This window comes from Streptomyces sp. NPDC005551 (assembly GCF_042871785.1).
Taxonomy (GTDB): Bacteria; Actinomycetota; Actinomycetes; order Streptomycetales; family Streptomycetaceae; genus Streptomyces.
On record NZ_JBIAJE010000009.1, the window covers coordinates 311,643 to 337,863 of the forward strand.

Annotated in this window: 22 protein-coding genes; 9 read left to right on the forward strand and 13 right to left on the reverse strand. The window is 74.0% G+C overall.

The annotated features are described in order from the left end of the window. Nucleotides 1–29 precede the first annotated feature (29 nt). Nucleotides 30–404 (reverse strand): STAS domain-containing protein, encoded by a 375-nt coding sequence (locus ACFYP4_RS26560; protein ID WP_358855212.1) that lies wholly within the window; start codon nt 402–404, stop codon nt 30–32. A 343-nt stretch (nt 405–747) separates the two neighbouring features. Here ACFYP4_RS26560 and ACFYP4_RS26565 point away from each other — a divergent pair, with 343 nt between their 5' ends. Continuing rightward, complete coding sequence (locus tag ACFYP4_RS26565) at nt 748–1,305, forward strand: sigma-70 family RNA polymerase sigma factor (protein WP_388788617.1); 558 nt, start codon at nt 748–750, stop codon at nt 1,303–1,305. 14 nt (nt 1,306–1,319) lie between these two features. Then, nucleotides 1,320–2,681, forward strand: a complete 1,362-nt coding sequence (locus ACFYP4_RS26570) for a maleylpyruvate isomerase N-terminal domain-containing protein (protein ID WP_388788620.1) — start codon at nt 1,320–1,322, stop codon at nt 2,679–2,681. Nucleotides 2,682–2,806: 125 nt separating this feature from the next. On the opposite strand, the gene purU is transcribed toward ACFYP4_RS26570, so the two are convergent. Then, nucleotides 2,807–3,688, reverse strand: a complete 882-nt coding sequence (gene purU / locus ACFYP4_RS26575) for a formyltetrahydrofolate deformylase (protein WP_358855214.1) — start codon at nt 3,686–3,688, stop codon at nt 2,807–2,809. Nucleotides 3,689–3,735: 47 nt separating this feature from the next. Next, nucleotides 3,736–4,236: a hypothetical protein gene (locus tag ACFYP4_RS26580; protein ID WP_358855215.1), complete on the reverse strand. Its 501-nt coding sequence runs from the start codon at nt 4,234–4,236 to the stop codon at nt 3,736–3,738. Nucleotides 4,237–4,353: 117 nt separating this feature from the next. On the opposite strand from ACFYP4_RS26580, the gene ACFYP4_RS26585 reads away from it, so the two are divergent. Then, nucleotides 4,354–5,667, forward strand: coding sequence for an ABC transporter substrate-binding protein (locus ACFYP4_RS26585; protein WP_388788623.1), 1,314 nt, complete (start codon nt 4,354–4,356; stop codon nt 5,665–5,667). Nucleotides 5,668–5,704: 37 nt separating this feature from the next. Here the strand turns inward: ACFYP4_RS26585 and ACFYP4_RS26590 are convergent, their stop codons facing one another. Continuing rightward, the gene (locus ACFYP4_RS26590; RefSeq protein ID WP_388788626.1) at nt 5,705–7,729 is read right to left on the reverse strand and encodes a hypothetical protein; all 2,025 of its coding nucleotides are present in this window, start codon (nt 7,727–7,729) and stop codon (nt 5,705–5,707) included. 237 nt (nt 7,730–7,966) lie between these two features. Next, entirely contained in the window at nt 7,967–9,352 is a 1,386-nt protein-coding gene (locus ACFYP4_RS26595) for a transcriptional regulator (protein WP_358853939.1), read from the reverse strand. A 310-nt stretch (nt 9,353–9,662) separates the two neighbouring features. On the opposite strand from ACFYP4_RS26595, the gene ACFYP4_RS26600 reads away from it, so the two are divergent. The 3 genes from ACFYP4_RS26600 (at nt 9,663) to ACFYP4_RS26610 (ending at nt 12,851) form a co-directional block, all read left to right on the forward strand. After that, on the forward strand, nt 9,663–10,322 hold the full coding sequence (locus ACFYP4_RS26600) for a bifunctional DNA primase/polymerase (RefSeq protein ID WP_388788629.1): 660 nt from the start codon (nt 9,663–9,665) through the stop codon (nt 10,320–10,322). Nucleotides 10,323–10,428: 106 nt separating this feature from the next. Next, entirely contained in the window at nt 10,429–11,220 is a 792-nt protein-coding gene (locus ACFYP4_RS26605; protein WP_388788632.1) for an ABC transporter ATP-binding protein, read from the forward strand. Continuing rightward, nucleotides 11,217–12,851, forward strand: coding sequence for a transporter (locus tag ACFYP4_RS26610; RefSeq protein ID WP_388788635.1), 1,635 nt, complete (start codon nt 11,217–11,219; stop codon nt 12,849–12,851). Before ACFYP4_RS26605 ends, ACFYP4_RS26610 begins: the two co-directional genes overlap by 4 nt. A 402-nt stretch (nt 12,852–13,253) precedes the next feature. On the opposite strand, the gene ACFYP4_RS26615 is transcribed toward ACFYP4_RS26610, so the two are convergent. Next, nucleotides 13,254–14,183 (reverse strand): alpha/beta hydrolase, encoded by a 930-nt coding sequence (locus tag ACFYP4_RS26615; protein ID WP_358853943.1) that lies wholly within the window; start codon nt 14,181–14,183, stop codon nt 13,254–13,256. A gap of 622 nt (nt 14,184–14,805) precedes the next feature. Then, nucleotides 14,806–15,498, reverse strand: coding sequence for a metal-dependent transcriptional regulator (locus tag ACFYP4_RS26620; RefSeq protein WP_358853944.1), 693 nt, complete (start codon nt 15,496–15,498; stop codon nt 14,806–14,808). A 305-nt stretch (nt 15,499–15,803) separates the two neighbouring features. On the opposite strand from ACFYP4_RS26620, the gene ACFYP4_RS26625 reads away from it, so the two are divergent. Further along, on the forward strand, nt 15,804–16,559 hold the full coding sequence (locus ACFYP4_RS26625) for an SIS domain-containing protein (RefSeq protein ID WP_358853945.1): 756 nt from the start codon (nt 15,804–15,806) through the stop codon (nt 16,557–16,559). 52 nt (nt 16,560–16,611) lie between these two features. Here ACFYP4_RS26625 and ACFYP4_RS26630 read toward each other — a convergent pair whose 3' ends face one another. Then, the gene (locus ACFYP4_RS26630) at nt 16,612–17,997 is read right to left on the reverse strand and encodes a PAS domain-containing protein (protein ID WP_358853946.1); all 1,386 of its coding nucleotides are present in this window, start codon (nt 17,995–17,997) and stop codon (nt 16,612–16,614) included. A 799-nt stretch (nt 17,998–18,796) separates the two neighbouring features. On the opposite strand from ACFYP4_RS26630, the gene ACFYP4_RS26635 reads away from it, so the two are divergent. After that, nucleotides 18,797–19,825, forward strand: coding sequence for a 2-oxoglutarate and iron-dependent oxygenase domain-containing protein (locus tag ACFYP4_RS26635; protein WP_358853947.1), 1,029 nt, complete (start codon nt 18,797–18,799; stop codon nt 19,823–19,825). Nucleotides 19,826–19,850: 25 nt separating this feature from the next. Here the strand turns inward: ACFYP4_RS26635 and ACFYP4_RS26640 are convergent, their stop codons facing one another. Continuing rightward, nucleotides 19,851–20,951 (reverse strand): citrate synthase 2, encoded by a 1,101-nt coding sequence (locus ACFYP4_RS26640; protein ID WP_358853948.1) that lies wholly within the window; start codon nt 20,949–20,951, stop codon nt 19,851–19,853. A 461-nt stretch (nt 20,952–21,412) separates the two neighbouring features. On the opposite strand from ACFYP4_RS26640, the gene pdxH reads away from it, so the two are divergent. Further along, nucleotides 21,413–22,051, forward strand: coding sequence for a pyridoxamine 5'-phosphate oxidase (gene pdxH / locus ACFYP4_RS26645; RefSeq protein WP_388788813.1), 639 nt, complete (start codon nt 21,413–21,415; stop codon nt 22,049–22,051). A gap of 24 nt (nt 22,052–22,075) precedes the next feature. Here the strand turns inward: pdxH and ACFYP4_RS26650 are convergent, their stop codons facing one another. The 4 genes from ACFYP4_RS26650 to ACFYP4_RS26665 form a co-directional block, all read right to left on the reverse strand. Further along, complete coding sequence (locus tag ACFYP4_RS26650) at nt 22,076–22,681, reverse strand: TetR/AcrR family transcriptional regulator (RefSeq protein WP_358853949.1); 606 nt, start codon at nt 22,679–22,681, stop codon at nt 22,076–22,078. Next, nucleotides 22,669–23,403 (reverse strand): enoyl-CoA hydratase family protein, encoded by a 735-nt coding sequence (locus ACFYP4_RS26655; protein WP_358853950.1) that lies wholly within the window; start codon nt 23,401–23,403, stop codon nt 22,669–22,671. Before ACFYP4_RS26655 ends, ACFYP4_RS26650 begins: the two co-directional genes overlap by 13 nt. Beyond that, nucleotides 23,400–24,965: a 4-coumarate--CoA ligase family protein gene (locus tag ACFYP4_RS26660; RefSeq protein ID WP_388788642.1), complete on the reverse strand. Its 1,566-nt coding sequence runs from the start codon at nt 24,963–24,965 to the stop codon at nt 23,400–23,402. Before ACFYP4_RS26660 ends, ACFYP4_RS26655 begins: the two co-directional genes overlap by 4 nt. A 68-nt stretch (nt 24,966–25,033) precedes the next feature. Beyond that, entirely contained in the window at nt 25,034–26,167 is a 1,134-nt protein-coding gene (locus ACFYP4_RS26665; RefSeq protein ID WP_388788646.1) for an acyl-CoA dehydrogenase family protein, read from the reverse strand. Between the last annotated feature and the right edge of the window lie 54 nt (nt 26,168–26,221).

The following is a 26,221-nucleotide window of genomic DNA, read 5'->3' on the forward strand; positions in this document are numbered from 1 at the left end:
CACCGCGCCACGGCGAGGTGACCCGGTTCTCACGCGGACAGCGGTTGCGACTCCTCGTCGAGGGCGGTGACGAGGTCGGGGAAGACCTCGAACAGGCGGCGCACCCCGAGGGCGGCGAGCACCCGGTTGACGTGCGAACCGTCCTCCGCGCCCTGCGCGGGCAGGATCAGCCGCAGCCGCCCCTGGCAGGAACGGATGAGCCGGCGGGTCGCGATGAGCACGCCCACCCCGCTGGAGTCGCAGAAGAAGACCTCGGACAGGTCGAGGACGAGACTGTGGCGGCCGTCGGCCACCACGTCGTGCACCCGCTGGCGGACCACCGGTGATGTCACCAGGTCCATCTCGCCCGTCACCTGGAGCACGGCCCAGTCGCCCTGCTCCCCGTCGGTCACCCTGAGCGTCACCAGCCACGCCTCTCGTCGCTCGCCGGAAGCGGAATGCGCTCCCTCGCTTCTCCTGCGCGGCTGCCCGGCAGCCTTTTCCATGAAACACCCGCCGGTGATCGAAAGCCCGTCCCGGTCGAGCCAATCCGTTCCCGGTCGATCTGTCCGGGTCAGGTCTGATCGGGGCGGGGACGGGTAGGCGCCGCGCCGACGGGAGTCCACTACCAAACGCCGCTCGTCAAGGGGCGCACATTGCCGTAAAGGGGCGTGCGTCGCCGGACGTGCCGACTACATTCAAGACAGCGACGCGCACAGGCTGGACCCGGCAGAACGGGCACCACGACGAGCAGGGGTGAGGGGCCGTATGGCGAAGGACGCACCGCCCCGCTGGGACCGCAAGATGCAGCAGCGGCTCGCTCGCGGGGAGGCGGCGGCGCTCGGCGAGCTGTACGACCGGTTCGCCTCGCTCGTGCACGGACTCGCCCACCGCGTCCTCGGGGACGAGCACGCGGCCGACGGCATCACCCGCGAGGTCTTCGCCCACGTCTGGGAGAACCCGGACGCCTACGACCCCAAGCAGGGCCCGCTGCGCTCCTGGGTCGCCACGCTGACCCACCGGCTCGCCGTGCAGCGCCTGCGCGTCACCGAGACCGCCGCGCTCGCCGGCGGCCGGGGCAGCGCGGAGGAGCTGGAACGCCGGGTGCGCCGCGCCTCGGTGGCCGCCCGCGCGGACTACATCGTCACCTCGATGCCCACCCCGCTGCGGGCCGCCCTGGAGCGGGCCTACTTCCAGCGCCGCGACTACCGCCAGACCGCCGCGGACCTCGGCATCACCGAGGACGAGGCCCGGCGCCGGCTGCGCCTCGGACTCCAGCTGCTTTCGACGGCGCACGAAGCCGGTCCGTCCGGGACCCCGCCCTAACCGGGGAGCACGCGGTGACCGGGGACGCCGAGCGGTTCGACGGCCTCGGCCCGGAGGGCGCGCACGGGGGACACGGCGGCGGGGAGACCGGCCGCGGGGAAGGTCCCAGCGGTCCCGGCGGGGTGGAGAGCGGTCCCGGGAAGACCGGTTCCGGGGAAGGTCCCGGCCGGCCGGCGCTCATCCCGCTGCCGCGCGCCTCCGTCGAGGACACCGGACTTCCGCTTCCCGAGCCGGACCCGGCCGGGGTGCCCCGCTCCCCCGCGCCGCTGCTCCTGGAGCACCGTGTCCTGAAATCGCTCCTCGGCGCCTGGGCGCTCGCCGCCTGCTCACCGGAGGAGACGCTGACCGTCGAGGAACACCTCGGCGAGTGCGGCGCCTGCGCGGACGAGGCCCGCCGGCTGCGCGAGGCGGTCGGACTGCTGCACCCGGCGGAGAGCCTCGACCTCGACCCGACGCTGCGCACCAGAGTGCTGGAGGGCTGCCTCGGCCGGCGCCCGCCGCGCATCCCGGTGCCCGACTGGGCGGCCCCGTACGACGCGGAGACCGCACGGCTCGACGCGCTGCTGCAGGACATCGGCGGCGCCGAGTGGCACGCGCCCGTGCGGCTGCGCTGGTTCGACGGCGAAGGTCCCGTGAGCCGCCGTACGACCGTCGCCGGAGTGATCGCCCACCTGCTCAGCGTCGACGGTCTGGTCGCCGTCGCGCTGGGGCTGGACGATCCGCTGGGCGGGACCCGCGCGGACGAGGGGTCGCCCGCCGGGCGGACCGAGGCGTACTGGGCCGCGTCGCACTTCCCGCCCACCCGTGCCCTGCGCGGCCCCTGGCGGGAGCAGAGCCACAACCTGGTCCGCACGGTGTCCTTCGCGGGCGGCGGCTCCGGGCTCCTGCCCGTGCCGTACGGCGGCTTCGAGCTGCCGCTGCGCGACTCCATGCTGGACCGGGCGTTCGAGTGCTGGGTGCACGCGGGCGACATAGCCGAGGCGGTGGACTACCCGTACGAGCCGCCCGCACCCCGCCATCTGCACCGGATGATCGACCTGGCGGCCCGCATGCTGCCCGTGTCGCTGGCCGAGCGGCGGCGCGCGGGTCTGTCGTCCCCGCCGGCCCGGCACCTCGTCGCCGCCGGCGCGCCCGGTCGCAGCCTGCGGCTGGAGATCGAGGGCGCGGGCGGCGGGGAGTGGCTCGTCCCGCTCGACTCGCCGGGCGCGGTCGGCTCCGCCGAGCGGGAGGTCGCGCATGTCGCCCTGGACGGGGTGGAGTTCTGCCGGCTGGCCGCGGGGCACGTACCGCCCGATGAGGCCGCCGCCGGGCAGGACGGGGACCGGGAGGCGATCAAGGACGTGCTGAGCGCGGCGGCGTCCTTGAGCCGCATGTAGCCGGACGCGCCCGGATGCAGCCGGAGGCAGCGGGATGCGGTCATACGCAGCCGGAGGCAACGGGAGGCGGGCGGACACGGCCGGAGGCGGGGTGCCGCCCGGGTGTGCCCGCCCGGAGGCCGCTGCTACGCGAAGACCACCGTGCGGCGGCCGTTGAGCAGGATGCGGCGTTCCGCGTGCCACTTCACCGCGCGGGCCAGGGCCTGGCACTCCACGTCGCGGCCGATGGCGACGAGTTGGTCCGGGGTCACGTCGTGGCCGACGCGCTCGACCTCCTGCTCGATGATCGGGCCCTCGTCGAGATCCGCCGTCACGTAGTGCGCGGTGGCACCGATGAGCTTCACACCGCGGGCGTGCGCCTGGTGGTACGGCTTGGCGCCCTTGAAGCTCGGCAGGAAGGAGTGGTGGATGTTGATGATGCGGCCGCTCAGCTGCTTGCACAGGTCGTCCGAGAGGACCTGCATGTAGCGGGCCAGGACGACCAGCTCCACGTCCTCGGCGCGCACCAGCTCCAGGAGCCGCGCCTCGGCCTCCGCCTTGGTGTCCTTCGTCACCGCGATGTGGTGGAAGGGGACGCCGTACGACGCCACGAGTTCGGCGAAGTCGGTGTGGTTGGAGACCACGGCGGCGATGTCGACGGGCAGCGCGCCGATCCGGGCGCGGAAGAGCAGGTCGTTCAGGCAGTGACCGAACCTGCTGACCATCAGGACGACCCGCATGCGGTCCTCGGCCCGGTGGATCTGCCAGTCCATGTGGAAGGCGTCACCGATCGCGGAGAAGCTCGCGCGGAGCTTGTCCACCGTCACCGGTGCCTCGGCCGAGAAGTGGACCCGCATGAAGAACAGGCCCGTGTCGTGGTCGCCGAACTGCTGGCTGTCCTCGATGTTGCAGCCGGTCATGAAGAGATAGCTCGACACGGCGTGCACGATGCCCTGCTTGTCGGGGCACGAGAGGATGAGGACGTACTGCTCGGCGGGCGCGGCGGCGGGGACGGACTGCTCGTTCATGCACGCCAGGGTCCCATATCCGGCAGCCGGGCCGGGCGGGTGTATCGCTAGGCGGACCGGGTCAGGATGCGGAGCACCTCGAGCGTGCGGGGCGGCACGTCGGGGTCGTCCCCGTCGCTCGTCGCGAGGCGCACGTGCGCCTCGCGGGCGGCGCGGACCGCCTCCGGCCATGCGTGGTGGTCGAGATAGGCGGAGACCGGCGCGTCGGGGCCGACCTGGTGCATGATCCGCAGGACGCGCAGCACGGCGGTGTCGACGAGGGCCGCCTCCTGCGAGTCGCGGAGGATCGTGCCGACGTACTTCTCGGCGGACCAGTTGTCCAGCCAGGTGTCCTCGACCAGGCGGTACACGGCGTCGGTGACGTCCCCGTACCCGTCGACGCCCGCGAGCCAGACGTCCCGCTGGAACCCGGGGTCGGAGAGCATGTGCAGCGCGGAGCGCACATTGCTGCGCCAGCGCCACCACGGCATGTCGTTCAGTGGCATGCCGCCCATGGTGGATGAGCGGTGCCCGCGACGGGAAGACTTCTCCGAACCTTGCACGGTCATCGATCGTACGTTCCCTTCACAGGGGCGCTCACCACACCCCGTTGTTCACCTGTATGTCACCGTGTGTTGACCGATGGTCACTCCCGGGTTGGTGATGTGACGGAATCGTGCGTGGGCATGACCGGCAGGCGACGCACCCGCAGTTCCTCCCCCTCCCGACCGTCCCGCCCCCTGAGGGCCACGCTGCTGGCGGCGGGCGCTCTGGCGGTGTGTGCGTCGATCGCCGTCGGCTGTGGAGTCGTCCCCGGTGTCACAGGGGGTTCCGGGGGCGACTCCATCACCGTCATGACCTGGGCGCCCGAGGAGACCGCCGCGACGAACAAGCCGGGCATGCCCGCCATGGCGCAGGCGTACGCCCGCTGGGTCAACTCCCGCGGCGGCATCAACGGCCGCGAGCTCAGGGTGCTCACCTGCAACGACCACAACGACTCCGTGGACGCCGCGAAGTGCGCCCGGCGCGCGGCCAGGGAGGACGTCGTGGCCGTCGTCGGCTCCTACAGCCAGCACGGCAGCTCCTTCCTCTCCCCGCTGCAGGGCGCCGGCATCCCGTACATCGGCGGCTACGGCCTCACGGACGACGAGTTCAAGAGCCCGTTCTCCTACCCCGTCAACGGCGGGCAGCCCGCGCTGCTGGCCGGCCTGGGTGAGGAGCTCGGCGAGACGTGCGGGCCCGTCGTGCTCGTCCGCCCGGACACCATCGCCGGTGACGAACTCCCGGTGCTCATCGGCGCGGGCCTGGAGCGGAAACGGCACGCGCCGGCCGTGGACATACGGGCGGCGGAGGACTCCACCGAGTACTCGGCGCAGGTCTCCCAGGCCCTCGCCCGGGCGTCCTCCGACCCCGCGAAGCGCGGCTGCGTGGTGTCCGCGCTCGGGGACCGCACGGCCGCCTTCATGGACTCCTTCCGCCACCACCGGGACGACTACCCGAAGGTGCGCACCGCGTCCGTGCTGGGCAGCGTCGACCAGACGGTGATCGACGCCACCGGCGGGCCCTCGGGCCCGTACGAGAACGCCTACGTCACCAGCTGGTACCCGGCGTCGAGCGACGCGCGCTGGAACGCCATGAAGACGGTGATCCGCGAGCAGGCCTTCGACGACAACCGGATCAACCCCTCGGACGCCGGGGTGCAGACCACCTGGATCGCCTACAACGTCCTGCACCGGGCCCTGGAGGCCCTCGGCGACGGCGAGGTGAGCGCCCGCACCGTCCGGCGCAAGCTCGACGACGGCCTCGAGGTCACCACGGGCCGGCTCACGCCCACGCTCAGCTGGCGCTTCGGGGACCTGCTGGCGGCGGTCGACTTCCCGCGCCTGATCAACGCCGACGTGACCGTCCAGGTCGTACGCCAGGGCCGGCTGGCCTCCGCGCGGCGCGGGTTCGTCAACGTGTCGAAGACGCTGGAGAGCGCGGCCTCGAACTCGCTGTGAGCGCGCGGCCGCCGGCCTCCCCCGGGAACAACGGGCCTCAGAGCTGCGTCGCCTGACGCTGGGTCAGTCCGTAGGTGGACGCGATGGAGTTCCACAGCCCCGCGGCCTTGTTCTTCTGCGCGCTGGCGGTGCCGCTCGCCCGGTCGCCCGCCTGGGACTGTGCGGTGGTGCGGGCGCGGTGCTTGTGGCAGCCGTGCTTGCCGGCGACCTGGTCGGCCCACGCCGCGTAGTGGTTGTCCGCGGACGCGGACGCCTTCCACGCGTTGGTGAGCGCGGTGGTCAGGTCCGCGTGGTTCGGCAGCTTGTCGACCTTGAGGCGGGACAGCCGGGTGACGAGGTTGTTGCGCTGCCCGGCCGCGGCACGCAGGTCGGTGGCCGCCTGGCCGAGGTTGTTGCAGGCCCGTACGTTGCCGACGGCCTTGATCACGGAGGCCCGGCTGCCGTTGCTGTCGGCCAGGAGCTTGTCCAGCGCGACCGCCTGCGCCTTCGCCGGGTCGGCGGAGGCGGACGGCGACTGCGTCGCGGTGGACGCCGCCGCCGAGACGGGCTTGCCTTCGTTCTTCTCGTCGCCGCCCGAACCGGTGCTGAGCAGGGCGCCGGCCCCGATGCCGAGGACGGCGATGCCGACGCCGACGGCGGCGATCACCGGCACGCGCGAACCGGTACGGCTGCCCCCGCCCCCGCCGCCCCCGCCGCTGCCGCCGTCGGCGCCGCGGCGCGCGGCGGCCCGGCCGCCCGGCGCGCCGGGACCCGCGCCCTGCGGGGCCCGCCGGGACGGGGAGTCGATCCGGGGCAACTGCTGTGTGGACGAGGGCCCTTCCGGCTCGCTGCGGAAGAGGTTGTCGAACTCCGCGGGGGGCGTACGGTCCTCCGGGCCCCCCGGGTGTATCCCGTACGACGCTCCGGCGGGCTCCGCGGGGACCGGGGCGATGTACTGCGTGGCCTCGGCGTCCGGGTGCCCCGCGGACGGCAGCGGTCCCGGCGGGGCGTGGTTCGCGCGCCCCAGGTACCGCGTCGCGTCGGAGGGCACCTCGGGCGGCAGGGCGCCGGGGCTCACCGGGGGCAGGAACTGCGTGGCGCCCTCGTCCGGCGCCGCGGGAACGGGCGGCAGGTACTGGGTGGCGCCCTCGTCCGGCGCCGCGGGAACGGGCGGCAGGTACTGGGTGGCGCCCTCGTCGGGCGCCGCGGGGACCGGCGGCAGGTACTGCGTGGCTCCCTCGTCCACGGGCGCGGCGGGCGGCAGCGGCGAGGCGGCTCCGGCGCGGTGCGACGGCGTGTGACGGCCGTCGGGGGCCTGCGGAGGCGGCGCGGAGGCGTGCGCGCCGGGTGCCTGCGGCGCACGGTGGCCGCCGGTGCCGTGGCGGCCCGGCCGCGTGCCCTCCGGGGGCAGCGGCTGCGACGGCGCCGGGGTCCCGCCCCAGCCCTGTGCACCGGGGTCGGTCCAGCCCTGGGACGCCGCCGACTCGTCCCAGCCCTGGCCGGTCCCGGGCCCGGCCCAGTTCGCCTGGGCGGTGGCGGGGGTGCCCCAGTCCGGGGCGGGGGCGGAGCGGTGCGGCTCGGACGCGCCCCAGACCGGGGACGGCGAGCCCGTGCCCTCGGCAGAGGCTCCCCAGCCGGGCTGCCCGGAACCCTGCTGCGCGCCCTGGCCGCCCTGGCCGTACTGCCCGGAACCCTGCTGCGCGCCCTGGCCGCCCTGGCCGTACTGCCCGGAACCCTGCTGCGCGCCCTGGCCGGGCTGGGCGTACTGCCCGGAACCCTGCTGCGCGCCCTGGCCGTACTGCCCGGAACCCTGCACCTCGGACGGCGAGCCCGTGCCGTCGGCCGGGGCTCCCCAGCCGGGCTGCGCGGGGCCCTGGCCGGGCTGTGCATGCCGGCCGGGCCCGGGGTCCTGGTCCGGGGCGGCGGTGGGGCTCCAACCGCCGTCCCAGGTCCGGCCGCCGGCCGGCGCCGTGCGGTCACCCGTCGTGCCCGGCAGCAGAGGTTCTCCGCCGTCGGAGGGCAGCACGATGCCTTCGCGCGCGGGTCGCGCCGAGGGCGAATCGCCCTGTCCACTCTGCGTCACCGGGACTCCTACGAATGGGGGACCTTCGGAATCGTCGGCTCACGCTACCGGGTCCCGACAACCCCGTGCCACGCAGCACATGGCCCGACCCCCGCCCCGGCGACCGCGACGCCGGAACCGCCCCCCGGTGCGCCCCGCACGCCTCCCTCCACCGCGTGCGCACCGGTTTCCCTGCTGTTCACGCGACCGCGCCCCGTCCGTTCACCTCGCGCGCGCCATAACCCCGCAGACGCCCGCTCAGGCCGCCGCCTGAAGGTCCATCCGCGCCCCGAACTCCCTTACCACGGCCTCCTCGCGGTACGGCTCCAGCCGCTGCTGGAAATCCTCCAGATATTCCGCCCCGCGGTTCGACCGCAGGGTGCCGAGGAGTTCGACGGCACGCAGGCCCGTGTGGCAGGCCTGCTCGATCTCGCGCTGCTGCACCTGCGCGGTGGCCAGCAGCACGAAACCGATCGCCCGCCGCCGCGCCCGCGACTCGGGGTGCCCCGCGAGGGACTCCTGCGCGCACCGCGCCGCCGCCTCGGCCTGCCCCAGGTCCCGGTGGCAGTGCGCCAGCTCGTCGGCCAGATAGGCCTCGTCGAAGTGCGCGATCCACGTCGGGTCGTCCCCGGAGGCCGCGTCCGCCGACTCCAGGGCGGTGACCGCCCGCCCCGACGCCAGCTGCGCCGCCCGCACGTCGCCCATCAGCGCGTGCCCGCGCGCCTCCGCGGCGTGGAACATCGACTCCGCACGCGGGGTCACCCGGCCGCGGGCCCCCTCCTGGGCCGCGCGGGCCAGCTGCGCGATCTCGCGCGGGTTGCCGAGCTGCGCGGCCAGGTGGCTCATGGACGCGGCGAGCACGTAGCCGCCGTACCCGCGGTCACCGGCCGCCTGGGCGAGCCGCAGCGCCTGGATGTAGTACCGCTGGGCGAGCCCGGGCTGCCCGGTGTCGACGGCCATGTAGCCGGCCAGCTCGGTCAACCGCGAGACCGCGGCGAACAGTTCGCGCCCCACCGCCTCCCGGTAGGAGCCCGCGAGCAGCCCGGAGACCACGCTGTTCAGATAGTGCACGACGACGGGCCGTACGTGGCCGCTGCCGTACTGGTGGTCCAGCTGCACGAGGGCCTGGGTCATCGCGCGGACCGCCGCCACGTCCGGCAGGCCGACACGCGGCCCCGCCGCGCGGGCGACCTGCGAGTCCGGTGCGGAGATCAGCCAGTCGCGGCTCGGCTCGACCAGCGCGGAGGCCGCCACGGAGGAGCCGGAGAGGAAGTCCCGGCGCCCCACGTCGCTGCGCCACAGCTCACAGACCTGCTCGATGGCTCCGAGGACGGTCGGCGAGAACTGGAGCCCGACGCCGGACGCGAGGTTCTTGCCGTTGGCCATGCCGATCTCGTCGATGGTGACCGTGCGGCCCAGCTTGCGGCCCAGGGCCTCGGCGATGACCGCCGGCGCCCGTCCCCGCGGCTGCTGTCCGCGCAGCCAGCGCGCCACGGACGTCTTGTCGTAGCGCAGGTCCAGTCCGTGTTCCGCGCCGCACATGTTGACCCGGCGGGCCAGTCCTGCGTTCGAGCAGCCCGCTTCCTGGATGAGCGCCTGCAGTCGTTCGTTCGGCTGCCGCGCGACGAGCGGCCTTGCGGCCATGGCGTACCCCCTGCTCTCTGGCGACTCGCGTGCCTGCCCACACACGGAGTTGACGTGTCCTCTGTGACCGCCCCCGGCGTGCGGAGGCGGCCAGGAAGATCAATGCCCCATCGAGATACGGAAGATGCGAGGCATGTGAGGTTTGCCGGGGTAAAGGCGATTGCCCGACCCCCCAGGGGATTACCCACCCCCCGCTGCCGCTGCCCGTGCGCGCCCCCGCCCGTGCACCCGTGCGCCCCGGAAGCGGGCGCGGTGCTCCTCCCCCGCGCGCAGGCCGTAACCCGAGGTGGGTGCGGGAGTTGAGTGGACCGTGGACGAGACCATCGCAGGCACCGAGACCGCTCAGATCCCCGTGCAGCGCGGCGAAGCGCTGCTGGACGCCGCAGTGCGCTACGTCGAGGAGCGCCACTGGGACGTGTTCCCCGGCACCTGGCTGGAGGCGGTCGACGGCACGCAGCGCTGCTCCTGCGGTGAACCCGCGTGCGCCCTGCCCGGCGCACACCCGGCGCGCGAGGACTGGGCGACCGGGGCGACGGGCAGCGCGTCCGTCGTCCGCCGGATGTGGTCGACGCAGCCCACGGCCTCGATCCTGCTGCCCACGGGACGGACGTTCGACGCCATCGACGTACCCGAGTCCGCCGGGTTCCTGGCCCTCGCGCGCATAGAGCGCATGGAGCTGACGCTCGGTCCGGTGACCTGCACGCCCGACCGGCGCATGCAGTTCTTCGTCCTCCCGGGAGCCGCGGCCAAGCTCCCCGACCTCGTCCGCACGCTCGGCTGGCCGCCCGCCTCCCTCGACCTGGTGGTGTTCGGCGAGGGCACGTACGTGGCCGCCCCGCCCACGCGCCACGGGTTCCGGGGTGCCGTGCAGTGGGCCTGCCGGCCGACGCCGGCGAACCGCTGGCTGCCGGACGCGGAGGAGCTCGTCCCGCCGCTCGCCTACGCCTGCGGGCGGGACGTGCGCCGGTAGCGCCGGGCGGGTCCCGCGCTGCGCGCGCCCCGGGCCCGCCGCGCGGCCGGTCACGCGGTTCCCCGCACCCCGCCGGCAGCGGGGTCGCTCCCCTTAAGGTGCTTGTATGACCGAGGCAGCAGGGGTGGATGTGCCCGCCGTACGCGTACGGCGGCTCTGGAAGCGGTTCGGGGACCAGATCGCCGTCGCCGGTATCGATCTGGAGGTGCCGGCGGGCCGGTTCATCGGACTGGTCGGACCGAACGGGGCCGGGAAGACCACCACCCTCTCGATGGTGACCGGGCTGCTCAGGCCCGACCAGGGCACCGTCGAGGTCGTCGGCCACGACGTGTGGCGCGACCCGGTACAGGTCAAGGCCCGGATCGGGGTCCTGCCCGAGGGGCTCAGGCTCTTCGAGCGGCTGTCCGGGCGCGAACTCCTCGCGTACACCGGCCGGTTGCGCGGACTGCCCGGCGCCGAGGTGGACAAGCGGGCCACCCAGCTCCTGGACGTCCTCGACCTCGCGGGCTCCCAGCACAAGCTCGTCGTCGACTACTCGACGGGCATGCGCAAGAAGATCGGCCTGGCCTGCGCACTCCTGCACAACCCCGAAGTCCTGTTCCTCGACGAGCCGTTCGAGGGTGTGGACCCGGTGTCCGCGCAGATCATCAGGGGCGTCCTGGAGCGCTACACGGCCTCCGGCGCCACCGTCGTCTTCTCCTCCCACGTGATGGAGCTCGTCGAGTCGCTGTGCGACTGGGTGGCGGTGCTGGCGGCCGGACGCATCCGCGCGCACGGCCCGCTGGCCGAGGTCCGCGGCGACGCCCCCTCGCTCCAGCACGCCTTCCTCGAACTCGTCGGCGCGCACGGCCGGACCGCCGGCTCCGACCTCGACTGGCTCGGCGGCGGCGCCCGGTGAACACGGCCACCGCCCCGGGTCCGGCCGCACCCGCCGCACCCGCCGCCTCCGTCACTTCCGTCTTCGTACGTCTCAAGCTGTCGCTCCTGCGCAACGGGCTGCGGCAGTCGTCCGGGCGGCGGGCCGCGTACGTCACCTCGACCGTGCTCGTGCTCCTCTTCGCCGCGCTCCAGCTGATCGGCCTGATCGCCCTGCGCGGCAACGCCCACGCCACCGCCGTCACCGTCCTGCTGGTGGCGGTCCTCGCGCTCGGCTGGGCGGTGATGCCGCTGTTCTTCCCCAGCGGCGACGAGACCCTGGACCCCACCCGGCTGGTGATGCTGCCGCTGCGTCCGCGGCCCCTGGTGCGGGCGCTGCTCGTGGCCTCCCTGGTCGGCATCGGGCCGCTGTTCACGCTCTGCCTGCTCGGCGGTTCCGTGCTGGCCGTCGCGCACGGTCCGGCGGCGTACGTCACCGCGGTGATCGCCACGGCGCTCGCGCTGCTCGTCTGCGTGGCCCTCGCGCGGGCCGTCGCTGCTGCCAACATCCGGCTGCTGACCAGCCGCCGGGGGCGCGACCTCGCGGTGCTCAGCGGTCTCGTCATCGCCGTCGGCGCGCAGCTGGTCAACTTCGGCGCGCAGCGGCTCGGTTCCGCGGGCGGGCTGGCCGCGCTCGAACCGGCGGGCGACGTGCTGCGGTGGGTGCCGCCCGCCTCCGCGATCGGCGCGGTGCACGCGGTGAGCGAGGGCTCGTACGGTGTCGCGGCCGTCCAGCTCCTGCTCACCGGGGCCGCTCTGGTGGGCCTGCTGGTCCTCTGGTCGCGGAGTCTGACCCGGCTGATGACCTCGCCGGACGGGTCGACGCTGCAGGCGGCCGAGCCCGCCGCCAGGGAACGCGCTTCGACGGGCCTGAGCCGGCTGCTGCCCGCGGGGCGCACCGGGACCGTCATGGAGCGGAGCCTGCGCTACGTGTGGCGCGACCCGAAGACCAAGGCGGCCTGGGTGACCTCGCTCGCCGTCGGGCTGATCGTGCCGGTGTTCAACGCCCTCCAGGGCACCGGGTCGGTCTACTTCGCGTGCTTCGCGGCCGGCATGCTCGGCATCCAGATGTACAACCAGTTCGGGCAGGACACCTCCGCGTTCTGGATGGTCGCGACGACGATCTCGTCGACCCGGGACGCCTATGTCGAGCTGCGCGGGCGGGCACTGGCGCTGCTGGTGATCACGCTGCCCTACGCGACGCTCGTGACCGTAGCGACCACCGCGCTGCTCGGCGACTGGGCCCGGCTGCCGGAGGTGCTCGGGCTGTCCTTCGCGCTGCTCGGCGCGATGCTGGCGACCGGCGCCTGGTCGTCGGCCCGCTTCCCGTACTCGATCCCGCAGGAGGGCTACAAGAACGTGGCCCCGGGCCAGGCGGGCCTCGCCTGGATCTCGATCTTCGGCGGGATGGTGGCGGCGGCGCTGCTGTGCGCCCCGGTCATCGCGCTCACGATCTGGCTGAACGTGACCGCGGACGGCGACGCGTGGACGTGGCTGCTGCTGCCGGCCGGCACCGCGTACGGCGCGCTGATCACGCTGCTGGGCCTGCGCCTGGCCGCCCCTCGCACGGCCCGGCGACTGCCGGAGATCCTCACGGCGGTGAGCAAGGGCTGACGGAACGGGACGCGGTGCGCGCCCCGGGCAGTGCGCCGGCATGGTGCGGTGACTCGCCGGTCCGGCCAGGGGGGGCGGCGCGAGGCATCCGGTCAGGTGCCGGGCACATTTCTTCCGGCCCGATGGCCGCCGACCGCCCGGCACGGGCCCGCCCCGCGGCCGAGCGAGACCCCCGGCACCGTCGACAGCGGGCCGCCGTACGTGCCCCCACCGCACCGGGGACACGGCAGCCCTCTGCCACGGGCCCGCACGGGCCCGGCTGGAGCCAATGCCGGCATGGCCCCGTCACAAGGCGGGGCCGCTGCCCCGGCGGGGCGTGGTCCGCACGTCACGCGGACGGGCGCCCGCGCGGAGCCCCGGGCGCACCCTCCGTGGCGGGATCACCGGGCGGCCCGGCCGCACTCACTTCGTCAGGACGCTGTCCATGAACGGCTCGATCGCCGCGCGCCAGGCGTCGGGCTGGTCGTAGTGGACGAGGTGGCCCGCGTCGGCGACCTCCGCGTACTCGCCGCGGGGCAGGACGCGGACCATCTCCTGGGACTCCGCGCGGCCGAGCTCGCCGTCGAGGCCGCGGACCACCAGGGCAGGGCACCGGACCTGGGTCAGCTCCTCCCAGTGCGCGTCGTACACCCAGGTCTCGCGGGACTTGAGCATCTGCTCCGGCTCGAAGACGGGGCGCCAGCCGTCACCCGACTCGGACATCACCTCGGCGTAGAACTCCCCGCGGGCCGGATTGGGGCGCTCCACCCAGGGGTCGTCCTCGCCGAACCACTTGCGGACGTCGGCCAGCGTCGCGAACGGGACGGGCCAGGCCTTGAACCAGTCCTCCCACTCCCGCTGGGACGCGGCGCCCAGGGCCGAGGCCCGCATGTCGCAGATGACCAGGCCGCAGACGAGGTCAGGACGCTTGGCGGCGAGCTGCCAGGCGGTCAGCGCGCCCATGGCGTGGCCTATGACGACCGCCGGCGCGAGACCGAGCTGTTCGAGCGCGGCCTCGGCGTCCTCGACGTAGGCCTCGCGGGTGTAGAACCCCTCGGGGGGCTTGTCGCTCTGCCCGTGGCCGCGCTGGTCGAGCGCCACGGCGCGATACCGCTCGGAGAGCCAGCGCGCGGTCGACGCCCAGTGCGAGGCACGGCCCATCAGGCCGTGCAGCAGGAGCACGCCGGGCCCCTGCTCGGTCCGCTCGGCGGCTAACCGCCCGGCACCGGCCTGCGCGGGCACGGTCACGGCCGGTTCCGCCGCCCGGCCCGGATCGCCCTTCGGAGGGTCGCCGAACTCCCAGGCCGCGAGCCGTACGCCGGCCGCTCCGGTCACGTCGATGCGCCGCACCATAGGTCCTGGCACCCCCCTGGCTCGCTCGGACCGCTCACTTCCGCCGGTCCATTTCCGTACCGCTGGTCGTCCTGCCGCTTCTGCCGGGTCCCGCCGTGCCCGCCGCTCACCTCGCCACCACGTGCCCGGTGATACAGCGCGCGTCACACATGATCCGTCACACCCACGCTATCGAATGGGGATTCGAAAAGGGGCTCTCGCACGGCAACACCCCTCATTCGAGTGACCTCCCCCAGGGATTGACGGCCGCCACCGAGGGGAGATCTTCCACAGGGAACGGACCACTCGGGGAAAAGGTCCGGTGGGGATGACCCTGGGAGCTCGGGGCTCCGGGTCAGCACAGGGGAGGACAGGCCCCGGCGCCGAGCGGCGCCGGGGCCCTCTCCACGTCCTGCGGCACATCTCCCGCTCCCTCCCCGGCCCGCGTGACATCGCTGTCGGACGACGGCCAAGAACCCCTCGGTCATATGCCTCACGCGACAGCGTCGCACGCAAACGGTCGCGGCGCTGCGATTCCGCGCACTGGATCTCGAATTCGACGGGATCGACTCGACGTCACAACTGCCCCTGGCGGCGCGGCAGTTGACACCCGAAGGGACTCGGAGGTGTGGCTCGCCGGAGGTCAGCGCTTGGCGACGAACACGTGGGAGGCGACGTCCGCCACCAGCTCCGCGGCCTCGCCGCCGCTGCCGACCAGCACGCCGCCGGGCGATTCAGTGACGCTGACGACCGAGCCGGGCTGCACCCCCGCCCGCCGCAGCGTGTACATCAGCTGCGCGTCCGTCTGGATGGGCTCGCCGATCCGCCGGACGACGACGGTCTTGCCGTCCGCGCCCGGGTCGAGGTCGGCCAGCGACACCATGCCCGCGTCCAGGAACGGGTCGGCGCCGTCCTTCTCGCCCAGCTCCTCGAGGCCCGGGATCGGGTTCCCGTACGGCGACTCGGTGGGGTGCCGCAGCAGCTCCAGGACGCGGCGCTCGACCGCCTCGCTCATCACGTGCTCCCAGCGACACGCCTCGGCGTGCACCTGCTCCCACTCCAGACCGATCACGTCGACGAGCAGGCACTCCGCCAGCCGGTGCTTGCGCATCACGCGGGTGGCGAGGCGGCGGCCCTCCTCGGTGAGCTCCAGGTGACGGTCGGCCGCCACGGCCACCAGGCCGTCGCGCTCCATCCGCGCCACCGTCTGGCTGACCGTCGGTCCGCTCTGGTCGAGCCGCTCCGCGATCCGGGCGCGCATGGGGACCACACCTTCCTCCTCCAGCTCGAGGATGGTGCGGAGGTACATCTCCGTGGTGTCGATCAGTCCGGACATACGTGCCCCTCGATTGCTCTGCCGAGAGCTGGACCGCTCTCCGGCGCGTGCGCTGGCCCTGGACCCAATTCTGACGCATACCACCGACAACCGTGCCGTGCCCGGGAAACCGCGCGCTGCGCGATGCCCGGACGGCCTGTCCGCGCCGCCCGCGGGGGCCGTATTGACAGGGCACTGGTCCAGACCGCAACGTGATCCGCGACACGACGGGAGCACGGCCCGGCCGGGCCGCCGGTTCGCCCGGCTCCGGGCCGCCGCCGACACCGGCGTGCCGCCGCCGACGCGACTTCGAAGGGGCTTCGCCGATGAGCGAGAGCAAGCTGGCCGGGCAGTTCTTCGACGCCGCCATCGGCCTGCTCCAGCGGGTGCGGGACGAGGACGCCGACGCCATCGAGGCGGCGGGCACGCTCGTCGCGGACACCGTCGCCGCCGGGGGCCGCCTGTTCGCCTTCGGCGCCGGGCACTCCTCGCTCGCCGCGCAGGACGTCGTCTACCGCGCGGGCGGCCTCGCCCTGATGAACCTGCTCGCCGTGCCCGGCGTCGTCGGCGTCGACGTCATGCCCGCCACGCTCGGCTCCGCGCTGGAGCGGGTCGACGGCCTCGCGAGCGCCGTCCTGGACTCCAGCCCCGCCCGCGCCGGCGACCTCCTCGTGATCGTCTCCCTCTCCGGACGCAACGCCCTCCCCGTCGAGATGGCGGTGAACGCCCGCGCCCTCGGCCTGAAGGTCGTCGGCGTGACGTCGGTCGCCTACGCCTCGGAGACCAGGTCGCGGCACGCCTCCGGCACCTACCTCAAGGACCACTGCGACATCGTGCTGGACTCGAAGATCGCGGTCGGCGACGCGGAGCTGAGCGTGGACGCCATCCCGGCGCCCTTCGCCCCCGCCTCCACGGTGGTCACCGCCGCGCTGCTCCAGGCCGTGATGGCCACGGCCGCCGGCGCCCTGGCCGAGCGGGGCATCGAGCCCCCGCTCCTGCGCTCGGGCAACGTCGACGGCGGCCACGACTGGAACGGCCGGGTGATGAGCGAGTACGCGGACCGGATCTTCTACCGCCACTGAGCCGGAACCGGGCTCCGGAGAGCCCCTGCCGCCAACGGATTTCCGACCCGGGTCACCGGTCCGGCGCCACCAGGGCCGCCAGGTCCAGGGACGCCGCGATCCGGACGGCCACGTCCTCCGCGTACACCGCGTCCGCCCGCTCGAACTGGCTGCGCCCCGCGCCCCGCAGGAACGTCACGACGCCCAGCGTGCGGCCACGGCTGCGCAGTACGGCGCACAGCGCGTGCACGGAGTCCGCAGGCCACTGGCGGGCCACCGCCCACTCGCGGGCCGCCTCGGGAGAGGCGTTCCCCGCGCCGGCCCGCACCGATCCGGACCGCTCCACGCACTGGAGCGCGGGATGGCTCGGCGCGTACCGCACGGGGATCCCCGCCTTCCCGCCCGGCAGGCTCGGACCCGGCGCCCCGGCGGGCGTGGCCGCGTCCCGTACCAGCCGCACCGGGGTGTCGCCGTCGGCCACCGGGCCGCCCGCCACGCGGTCGATCAGCGCGTGGTCGGCGAATCCGGCGAGCGCGAAGTCCAGGTGCACCGTGGCCGCCTCGGCGGGATCCTCGCACTCCGCGGCGGCCCGCGCGGCCCGGTGCAGCTGGTTGGCGCGGAACCGCAGCAGCGCGGCCTCCTGTTCCGTCTGCTTGGACTCGGTCACGTCCTGGAAGAGCCAGCCGACCCCCAGCGGCACGGGCTCCTCCGTGAGCGGCGAGGCCAGCCGCAGGAAGCCACTGCGCCAGCAGCGGCGCTTGTCGCCCTCCGCCGTGCGCACGCTCACCCACATCTCGGCGGGCGCGGGCGGGGCACCCTCGGCGAGTACGTGCGTCAGCGCGCTCTCCAGTTCCTCGACGCCCTGGGCGAGCAGCTCGCCCAGGGGGCGGCCGAGGACGGCGGTGCGTCCGGTGCCGAGGGCCCGGGCCGCGTGGGCGTTCACCACGGCGGGCCGCAGGTCGGCGTCCACGAGCACGACGCCCCAGCTGGCGTCCTCGAAGAGGGCCTCGCTCAGGGCGATGGAGCGCTCCAGGTCGATCTGGGTGTGCACCTCGCTGAAGGCGCAGTAGACCCCGGCGGGCTTGCCGTCGGGTCCGCGGACGGCCGCCGACTGCGTCCGCACGAGGACGCGGCCGCCGTCCTTGGTGACCAGCGCGAACTCGTGGACCTGCCGTCCGGGCGCGTCCATCGCGGACATCAGCCGCTGCGCGACCTCCGCCGCGTCCGCCGTCCGCACGGCCCATCCGGCGAACCCGCGCCGGCCGACGGCCTCGGCCGCGGTCCAGCCGAGGATCCGCTCGGCCTCGCGGTTCCAGTGCGTGACGACGCCGTCGGCGTCGAAGGCGCACAGCGCCGCGTCCATCCCGTCCAGCAGCGCGGCAAGAAGATCCGAACCGTCGTGCTCGGGCTCGTCCGGCCCCAGCTCGTCGGTGGTCCCACTACGCCGGGAAGCACTCACCTGAACCCCCTGCAGGCTGCGTCCGCACGTACGGCGCGTCGGTTCGCTCACTCGTCATCATTCAACTGGAACGTGACCCAGCCCACACCACGTTCCCCGAAGTTCGGGGAAATCGTCGCGGGGCGAAGCTCCGTCCCCGGTCCCCGGCGGCTCCGTCGCCGCGCACTTCCCATGGTCCCTCGCCTGCCCGGGATGCCCAACCGCAGGCGTCCCGGAAAAAACGGTTGAGCCGTGCGGGATCGGTTCCTAGGCTGGGCGCACGCTGAGAAAGGAGGTGATCCGGCAGATGTATGGAACCCGGACGAGCGAGGTGGCTGCGGGCTAGCGGCCCGCCACCCCATGCAGTGCGGTGCCGGACCAGCGCGCGTGTTCGCGCGTGCAGCCGGCCGAATTTCCACGCAGTCACCCGACCCGCGGGCTCGCCGGTACGTCCGGCCGGCCTCCTCGCCCCGGCGAGGGGACCAGAGCCCGCGGGTCGCCTGCGTCGGGGGGCACGGATCGCCCGCGGCCGGGGCGACTTCGCGGAAGCGGACCACGGATGTGACCGGGGCCGCGTCCCGCTCGGGGGACCCGCAGTACGCTGGGCGCATGCTTTCGCTCGTACGACGCCGCCATGTGGACTACGTCCGCGTCACGAGCACGGGCTGTCGACGGTCCGTCTGACCCCGGCCCCGCACCACCCGCCTCCCGGTTCTTCCCGGGAGCGCCCCCTCCCTCTCCACGCCCACCCGGCACCCGTGGCGCCCGCCCCACCCCCGGCGGCGGCCCGGGCACCCGTACACCCCTGCGGACGCATCCCATGACGAATGCCGCGACGAACCCGTCGTACCAGCAGCTCCCCATCATCGACCTGTCGGCCGCCGGCCGGGGTCCTCAGGCGCGTGCGCTGCTGCACGCGCAGTTGCACAGCGCCGCCCACGACGTGGGCTTCTTCCAGCTCGTCGGGCACGGGGTGCCGGAGGCCGAGACCTCCGCCCTGCTCGGTGCCATGCGGCGGTTCTTCGCGCTCCCGGAGGCCGACCGGCTGGCCCTCGACAACGTCAACTCCCCGCACTTCCGCGGCTACACCCGCACCGGGGACGAGCGGACGGGCGGCAGCCGGGACTGGCGGGACCAGCTCGACATCGGCCCCGAGCGGCCCGCCAGGATTCCCGGCCCGGACGAACCTGCGTACTGGTGGCTGCAGGGCCCCAACCAGTGGCCGGCCGCGCTGCCGGAACTGCGTACCGCCGCGCTCGCGTGGATCGACCGGCTCAGCTCCGTCGCGGCGCGGCTGCTGCGCGAGCTGCTGACCGCGATCGGGGCGCCCGGCGACTTCTACGAGACCGCGTTCGGGGAGCGCGCCCATCCGCAGCTGAAGCTGGTGCGGTACCCGGGCAGCGCGGGCGACGGCGCGGGCCAGGGGGTGGGCGCGCACAAGGACTACGGGTTCCTGACGCTGCTGCTCCAGGACGAGGTGGGCGGACTCCAGGTGCAGCGCGCGGACGGGCTCTTCCACGACGTGCCGCCGGTCCCGGGGGCGTTCGTCGTCAACCTGGGCGAGCTGCTGGAGGTGGCGACGAACGGCTACCTGCTGGCGACCAGCCACCGGGTGGTCAGCCCACCCGGGGCCACCGAGCGGTTCTCCGTGCCGTTCTTCTACAACCCGCGGCTCGACGCCCGGGTCGAGCCGCTGCCGTTCCCGCGCGCGTCCGCGGCGCCGGGGGTGACGACGGACCCGGCCAACCCGCTCTTCGCGGAGTACGGGCGCAACGAGCTGAAGGGCAAGCTCCGCGCGCATCCGCTGGTCGCCGCCCGCCACCACGCGGGGCTGCTCGTGCCCGCGTGAGGGCGGACGGCGTACCGGGCCGGGGTCAGGACGTGATGCCCCCGTAGCCCGCGATGTCCTGGGGGCTGCGGGAGCCGGGGCCCACGTAGCGGGCGGACGGCCGTACCAGGCGGCCGGTGCGCTTCTGCTCCAGGATGTGCGCCGACCAGCCCGCGGTGCGGGCGCACGTGAACATCGAGGTGAACATGTGCGCCGGCACCTCGGCGAAGTCGAGGACGATGGCCGCCCAGAACTCGACGTTGGTGGCCAGCACCCGGTCGGGGCGGCGGGCGTGCAGCTCGGCGAGGGCGGCCTTCTCCAGGGCCTCGGCGATCTCGAAGCGGGGGGCGCCGAGCTCGCGGGCGGTGCGGCGCAGGACGCGGGCGCGGGGGTCCTCGGCGCGGTAGACGCGGTGCCCGAAGCCCATCAGGCGCTCGCCCTTGTCGAGGGCCCGCTTGACGAAGGCCTCGGCGTCGCCGGTGCGCTCGATCTCCTCGATCATGCCGAGGACGCGGGAGGGGGCGCCGCCGTGCAGCGGGCCGGACATCGCGCCGACGGCGCCGGACAGCGCCGCGGCCACGTCCGCGCCGGTGGACGCGATGACGCGGGCGGTGAAGGTCGAGGCGTTCATGCCGTGCTCGGCCGCGGAGGTCCAGTAGGCGTCGACGGCGGCCACGTGCTTGGGGTCCGGCTCGCCGCGCCAGCGGATCATGAACCGCTCGACGACGGACTGGGCCTTGTCGATCTCGCTCTGCGGGACCATCGGCAGGCCCTGGCCGCGGGCGGACTGGGCGACGTACGACAGGGCCATGACGGCGGCGCGGGCGAGATCGTCGCGGGCCTGCCGCTCGTCGATGTCGAGCAGCGGCCTGAGACCCCAGCGGGGGGCGAGCATGGCGAGGGCGGACTGCACGTCGACGCGGATGTCGCCGGAGTGGACGGGGATCGGGAAGGGCTCGGCGGGCGGCAGTCCGGGGTTGAAGGCGCCGTCGACGAGGAGGCCCCAGACGTTCCCGAAGGAGACGTGGCCGACCAGGTCCTCGATGTCGACGCCCCGGTACCGGAGCGCGCCGCCCTCCTTGTCCGGTTCGGCGATCTCCGTCTCGAACGCGACGACTCCCTCAAGCCCGGGTACGAAGTCGGACATCAGGCGGCTCCTCGTGGTGGGTGCGACAGATGGTGTTCGGGGTTCGGCGACCATGTGCCGGACGTGGGCGGGGCGGGTCCGGTCCGGTTCCCCGGCCGGGTCCGAAGACTCGTGCGGGACTGCCCGAAGTCTCCGGCGGCTCGCGGTCCGAAGCGGTCACCCCGGTGGTGCCCCGTGCGGTCGGCGGTCACCCAACCGGAACGGCAGCAGCACGATATCCCTGAGTGCCACCTTTGGGGAGAGCGTGCGGCACTCAGTGCCACACAGTGACGAAGCGCACCCGTGGAGCAGTCGCTCGCGCATCCGCTCCAGCAGCTCACCGCCGGGACCCCGGGTCCGTACGGCAGGATGGCCGCGTGACCGACCGCTTCCCGGATGAATCCGCCGCCGAGCCCCTCGTCCAGCGTGCGGCCGAGGCCGCCGAGGCCGTCGGCGGACCGCCGGCCGCCGACCCCGCCGCGATGCGCGCGCACTACCGCGCGGAGGGTCTCGACGAGCCTGACCTCGCTCCCCACCCGATGGACCAGTTCGGCCGCTGGTTCGAGCAGGCGGCGCAGGCCGCGGTGCGGGGCGTGGTGTACGAGCCGAACGCCATGGTCGTCTCCACCGCGGACGCGGACGGCCGCCCCAGTGCGCGCACGGTGCTGCTGAAGCAGTACGACGAACGGGGCTTCGTCTTCTACACCAACTACGACTCCCGCAAGGCGCGCGAGCTGGCCGCCAATCCGCACGTGTCGCTGCTGTTCCCGTGGCATCCGATGGCCCGCCAGGTGATCGTCCAGGGGGTCGCGCGGCGCACCGGACGCGACGAGACGGCGGCGTACTTCCGCACCCGCCCGCACGGCTCCCAGCTCGGCGCCTGGGCGAGCGCGCAGTCCACGGTGATCGACTCGCGCACGGAACTCGACGCCTCGTACGAGGAGTTGACCGCCCGCTATCCGGAGGGCGAGCGGGTGCCGGTGCCGCCGCACTGGGGCGGGTTCCGGATCGCCCCGCGGTCGGTCGAGTTCTGGCAGGGCCGCGAGAACCGGCTGCACGACCGGCTCCGGTACGTGGCCGGGGCGGACGGCGCCTGGCGGGTGGAGCGGCTCAGCCCCTGACGTGACCGGGCCGGGGCCGCGCCGTCAGCCGAGGGCGTCGTCGAGGAGTGCGCCCCACTGCGCGACGACCCGTTCGCGGCGGCCCGCGTCGTCCGTGAGCAGGTTCGCCAGGCCCAGGCCGCGGGCCATGTCGAGCAGTCCCTGGACGGTCTCGCGGACGCCGGGGCGCGTCTCGTCGGCGCCCAGCAGGTCGACGGCGATGCGGTGGCTCTCGCGGCCGACGCGGGCCTCCAGCTCGGTCACCCGGGGGCGCAGCTGCTCCTCGTTGGACGCGGCGACCCACAGGTGGAGGGCGGCGCGGAAGAGGGGCCCGGTGTAGAGGCCGACGAGGGCGGAGACGACGGCGGGGCGGTCGGCGGCGCCCTCCGGGAAGAGGGCGCGCAGGGCGGTGGAGCGTTCCTCGGCGACGTACTCGACGGCGGCGGTGAACAGGTCCTCGCGGGTGGGGAAGTGGTGCTGGGCGGCGCCCCGGGAGACGCCGGCGCGTTCGGCGACGACGGAGACCGTGGAGCCCGCCCAGCCGTGTTCGGCGAGGCAGGCCACGGCCGCCGCGAGCAGCCGCTGCCGGGTGGCCCGGCTGCGGTCCTGCTTCGGGGCACGGTCGACGCCGGTCGCGGTCACAGCACCCATGCGGGATCCCGTCGTTCCAGAAAGGCCGTCATCCCCTCGCGGGCGCCGTCGGAGGCGAACAGGCGTGCCGAGAGCGCGGTGAGCGCGGCGGTGTCCCGGTCGAAGGTCTCCAGCACCCTAGCCGTGAGCAGCCGTTTCGTCTCGGCCAGGGCCTCGGGTGAGGCCCGGCGCAGGCCGTCCAGGACCGGTGCGAGGCTCGCGTCGACGTCCTCGGCGGCCTCCGTCAGCAGGCCGCAGCGGGCCGCCTCGGCCGCGTCGAAGCGCTCGCCGGTGAGGTAGTGGCGGGCGGCGGCGCGCGGGTCGAGGCGGGGCAGCAGGGGCATGGAGATCACGGCGGGCGCGACCCCGATGCGGACCTCGGTGAAGGCGAAGGACGCCTCAGGTCCGGCCGTCGCGATGTCGCAGGCGCCCACCAGCCCGAGTCCGCCCGCCCGTACGTGGCCGGTGACGCGTGCGAGGACCGGCTTGGGCAGCTCCACGACCTGCCGCAGCAGGGCCACGAACGCGGCGGGGTCCGGCGGCTGCCGGAGGTCCGCTCCGGCGCTGAAGGTGTTCCCGGTGTGGGTGAGGACGACGGCGCGTACGCCCGGGTCCTCGCCGCACGCGGTCAGGGCGTCGGCGAGGGCGGCGACGAGCGGGGCGGACAGGGCGTTGCGGCTGCCCGGCGAGTTCAGGGTGAGCGTGGCGACACCCCGTTCCCGGGTGACGGCGACGGGCGTCATGACCGCTCCCGCAGTTCCCGGCGCAGGATCTTGCCCGAGGCGGCCCGCGGCACGCTCTCGACGAAGGTCACCCCGCGCACCCTCTTGTACGGGGCGACGCGCTCGGCGACGTACATCATGACCTCGCCCTCGGAGAGGTCGGGAGCGGCCGGCTGGCGGACCACGAAGGCGTGCGGGACCTCGTTGTTGTCGTCGTTGTACACCCCGACGACGGCGGCGTCGGCGACACCGGGGTGGGTCAGCAGCAGTGCCTCCAGCTCCGCGGGGGCGACCTGGAAGCCCTTGTACTTGATGAGTTCCTTGACCCGGTCCACGACGAACAGCCAGCCGTCGGCGTCCACGTACCCGACGTCGCCGGTGTGCAGCCAGCCGTCCCGGTCGATCATCGCGGCGGTGGCGTCGGGGCGTCCGAGGTAGCCCTTCATGACCTGGGGGCCGCGGATGGCGATCTCGCCGGGTTCGCCGACGCCGAGGTCCTTGTCCGGGTCGTCCAGGGACAGGATCCGCATCTGCGTGCCCGCGATCAGCTTGCCGACGGTCCCGGGCGGCGGGTCCACGGCGTCCAGGGGAACGACGTGGGTGCCGGGTGACAGTTCGGTCATGCCGTAGGCCTGGCCGACCGGCGGCAGTCCGAGGCGGCGCGAGCAGGCGGTGGCGAGCGCGGCGTCCAGCGGGGCGGCGGAGCAGATGAGGTAGCGCAGGGACGACAGGTCGTACCGCGCGACCGCCGGGTGCTTGGCGAGGGCGAGGACGATCGGCGGCGCCACGTACAGGCCCGTGATGCGGTGCCTCTCGATCGCCGCGAGGAAGGTGTCGAGGTCGAAGCGGGGCAGCACGACGACGGTGGCGCCCTGCCGCAGGGGTGCGTTCATGAGGGCGGTCAGCCCGTAGATGTGGAAGAACGGCAGCACGGCGAGGATGCGGTCGCCGGGGCCCATCGGCAGGGTCGGCGAGAGCTGCGCGAGGTTGGTGGCGATGGACCGGTGGGTGAGCATCACGCCCTTGGGGACGCCGGTGGTGCCCGAGGAGTACGGGAGCGCGGCGACGTCCTCGGCCGGGTCGATGTCGATCCGCGGTTCGGGCGCGGCCGAACCGAGCATGTCGATCAGTGAACGGTGGCCGGGCGCGCCGTCGCAGACGAAGATCTCCCGTACGCCGCCCGCCTGCCCGGCCGCCGCGCGGGCCGTCTCCAGCAGCGGCGACACGGTGACGATCCAGCGGGCGCCGCAGTCCCGCAGCTGCTTGGCGAACTCCCCGGCCGTGGCGAGCGGGTGGACGGTGGTGACCGAGGCGCCGGCGCGGGTGGCGGCGTAGAAGGCGGTCGGGAAGGCGATGGTGTTCGGGCTGTGCAGGGCGAGGACGTCGCCCTTGACGAGACCCGCCTCGGCGAACGCGGCGGCGAGCCTGCGGTGGAAACGGTCCACCTGCTCGTAGGTGAGGGTGGTGCCGTCCACGCCGTCGACGAGCGCGGGGGCGCCGCCCCGCTCGGCGGCCCGGCCGAGCACGGCGTCGTGGATGGGGAGGTCGACGGCCGGGACATCTGCGTACTCGCTGCGGAACACGGTTCCTCCTGGTACGAGTGCTTGTACGGCTCCTGGTACGGCTCCTTGCACGGCGCTCGTTACGACTCCTAGTACGACTTGGGCAGGCCCAGGGTCTGGTGGGAGACGTAGTTCAGGATCATCTCCCGGCTCACCGGGGCGATCCGGGCCACGCGTGCGGCCGTGATGAGCGAGGCGAGGCCGAACTCCCGTGTGAGGCCGTTGCCGCCGAGGGTGTGCACGGCCTGGTCGACCGCCTTCACGCAGGCCTCGGCGGCCGCGTACTTGGCCATGTTGGCGGCCTCTCCCGCGCCGGCGTCGTCCCCGGAGTCGTAGAGGAAGGCCGCCTTCTGCATCATCAGGCGGGCGAGTTCGATGTCGATGTGGGCCTGTGCGAGGGGGTGGGCGACGGCCTGGTGGGCGCCGATGGGCTGCCGCCAGACGGTGCGGTCGCGGGCGTACTCGACGGCCCTGGACAGCGCGTAGCGGCCCATGCCGATCGCGAAGGCGGCGGTCATGACGCGCTCGGGATTGAGTCCGGCGAACAGCTGGAGCAGGCCCGCGTCCTCCTCGCCGACGAGCGCGTCGGCGGGCAGCCGTACGTCGTCCAGGGTCAGCTCGAACTGCTTCTCGGCGCTGTGCAGTTCCATGTCGATCCGCCGCCGCCCGAATCCCTCGGTGTCGCGCGGGACGATGAACAGGCAGGGCTTGAGGCGGCCGGTGCGGGCGTCCTCGGTGCGGCCCACGATGAGGGTGGCGTCGGCGATGTCGACGCCGGAGATGAACACCTTGCGCCCGCTGAGCAGCCAGTCGTCGCCGTCGCGGCGGGCGGTGGTGGTGATGCGGTGGGAGTTGGAGCCGGCGTCGGGCTCGGTGATGCCGAAGGCCATCGTGCGGGTGCCGTCCGCGAGGCCGGGGAGCCACTCGCGCTTCTGGGTGTCGGTGCCGAAGCGGGCGATCACGGTGCCGCAGATGGCCGGGGAGACCACCAGCATCAGCAGGGGGCAGCCGGCCGCACCCAACTCCTCCAGCACGATGGACAGTTCGGAGATCCCGCCGCCACCGCCGCCGTACTCCTCGGGGAGGTTGACGCCGAGGTAGCCGAGCTTTGCCGCCTCCGACCAGAGTTCCTTCCGGACGTGTGCGCGGCCGTGGCGCCTGCCGAGGGCGGATACGGCGGCCCTGAGGGCCTTGTGCTCGTCGGACTCGATGACGGGGCTCATGCGGCTCCTTCGTCTGCGGGTTTCGTCGTGGCCGGTCGCGCCCGCGCGTCGGTG

Excerpts from the sequence above, each read along its gene's own strand:
- pdxH (WP_388788813.1), top strand. The coding sequence starts at position 21,413 with ATGCGCGCGCACTACCGCGCGGAGGGTCTCGACGAGCCTGACCTCGCT.
- ACFYP4_RS26580 (WP_358855215.1), bottom strand. The coding sequence starts at position 4,236 with ATGACCGTGCAAGGTTCGGAGAAGTCTTCCCGTCGCGGGCACCGCTCA.
- ACFYP4_RS26650 (WP_358853949.1), bottom strand. The coding sequence starts at position 22,681 with ATGGGTGCTGTGACCGCGACCGGCGTCGACCGTGCCCCGAAGCAGGAC.
- ACFYP4_RS26625 (WP_358853945.1), top strand. The coding sequence starts at position 15,804 with ATGAGCGAGAGCAAGCTGGCCGGGCAGTTCTTCGACGCCGCCATCGGC.
- ACFYP4_RS26635 (WP_358853947.1), top strand. The coding sequence starts at position 18,797 with ATGACGAATGCCGCGACGAACCCGTCGTACCAGCAGCTCCCCATCATC.
- ACFYP4_RS26620 (WP_358853944.1), bottom strand. The coding sequence starts at position 15,498 with ATGTCCGGACTGATCGACACCACGGAGATGTACCTCCGCACCATCCTC.
- purU (WP_358855214.1), bottom strand. The coding sequence starts at position 3,688 with ATGAACGAGCAGTCCGTCCCCGCCGCCGCGCCCGCCGAGCAGTACGTC.
- ACFYP4_RS26655 (WP_358853950.1), bottom strand. The coding sequence starts at position 23,403 with ATGACGCCCGTCGCCGTCACCCGGGAACGGGGTGTCGCCACGCTCACC.
- ACFYP4_RS26595 (WP_358853939.1), bottom strand. The coding sequence starts at position 9,352 with ATGGCCGCAAGGCCGCTCGTCGCGCGGCAGCCGAACGAACGACTGCAG.
- ACFYP4_RS26640 (WP_358853948.1), bottom strand. The coding sequence starts at position 20,951 with ATGTCCGACTTCGTACCCGGGCTTGAGGGAGTCGTCGCGTTCGAGACG.
- ACFYP4_RS26615 (WP_358853943.1), bottom strand. The coding sequence starts at position 14,183 with ATGGTGCGGCGCATCGACGTGACCGGAGCGGCCGGCGTACGGCTCGCG.
- ACFYP4_RS26565 (WP_388788617.1), top strand. The coding sequence starts at position 748 with ATGGCGAAGGACGCACCGCCCCGCTGGGACCGCAAGATGCAGCAGCGG.
- ACFYP4_RS26605 (WP_388788632.1), top strand. The coding sequence starts at position 10,429 with ATGACCGAGGCAGCAGGGGTGGATGTGCCCGCCGTACGCGTACGGCGG.
- ACFYP4_RS26665 (WP_388788646.1), bottom strand. The coding sequence starts at position 26,167 with ATGAGCCCCGTCATCGAGTCCGACGAGCACAAGGCCCTCAGGGCCGCC.
- ACFYP4_RS26585 (WP_388788623.1), top strand. The coding sequence starts at position 4,354 with ATGACCGGCAGGCGACGCACCCGCAGTTCCTCCCCCTCCCGACCGTCC.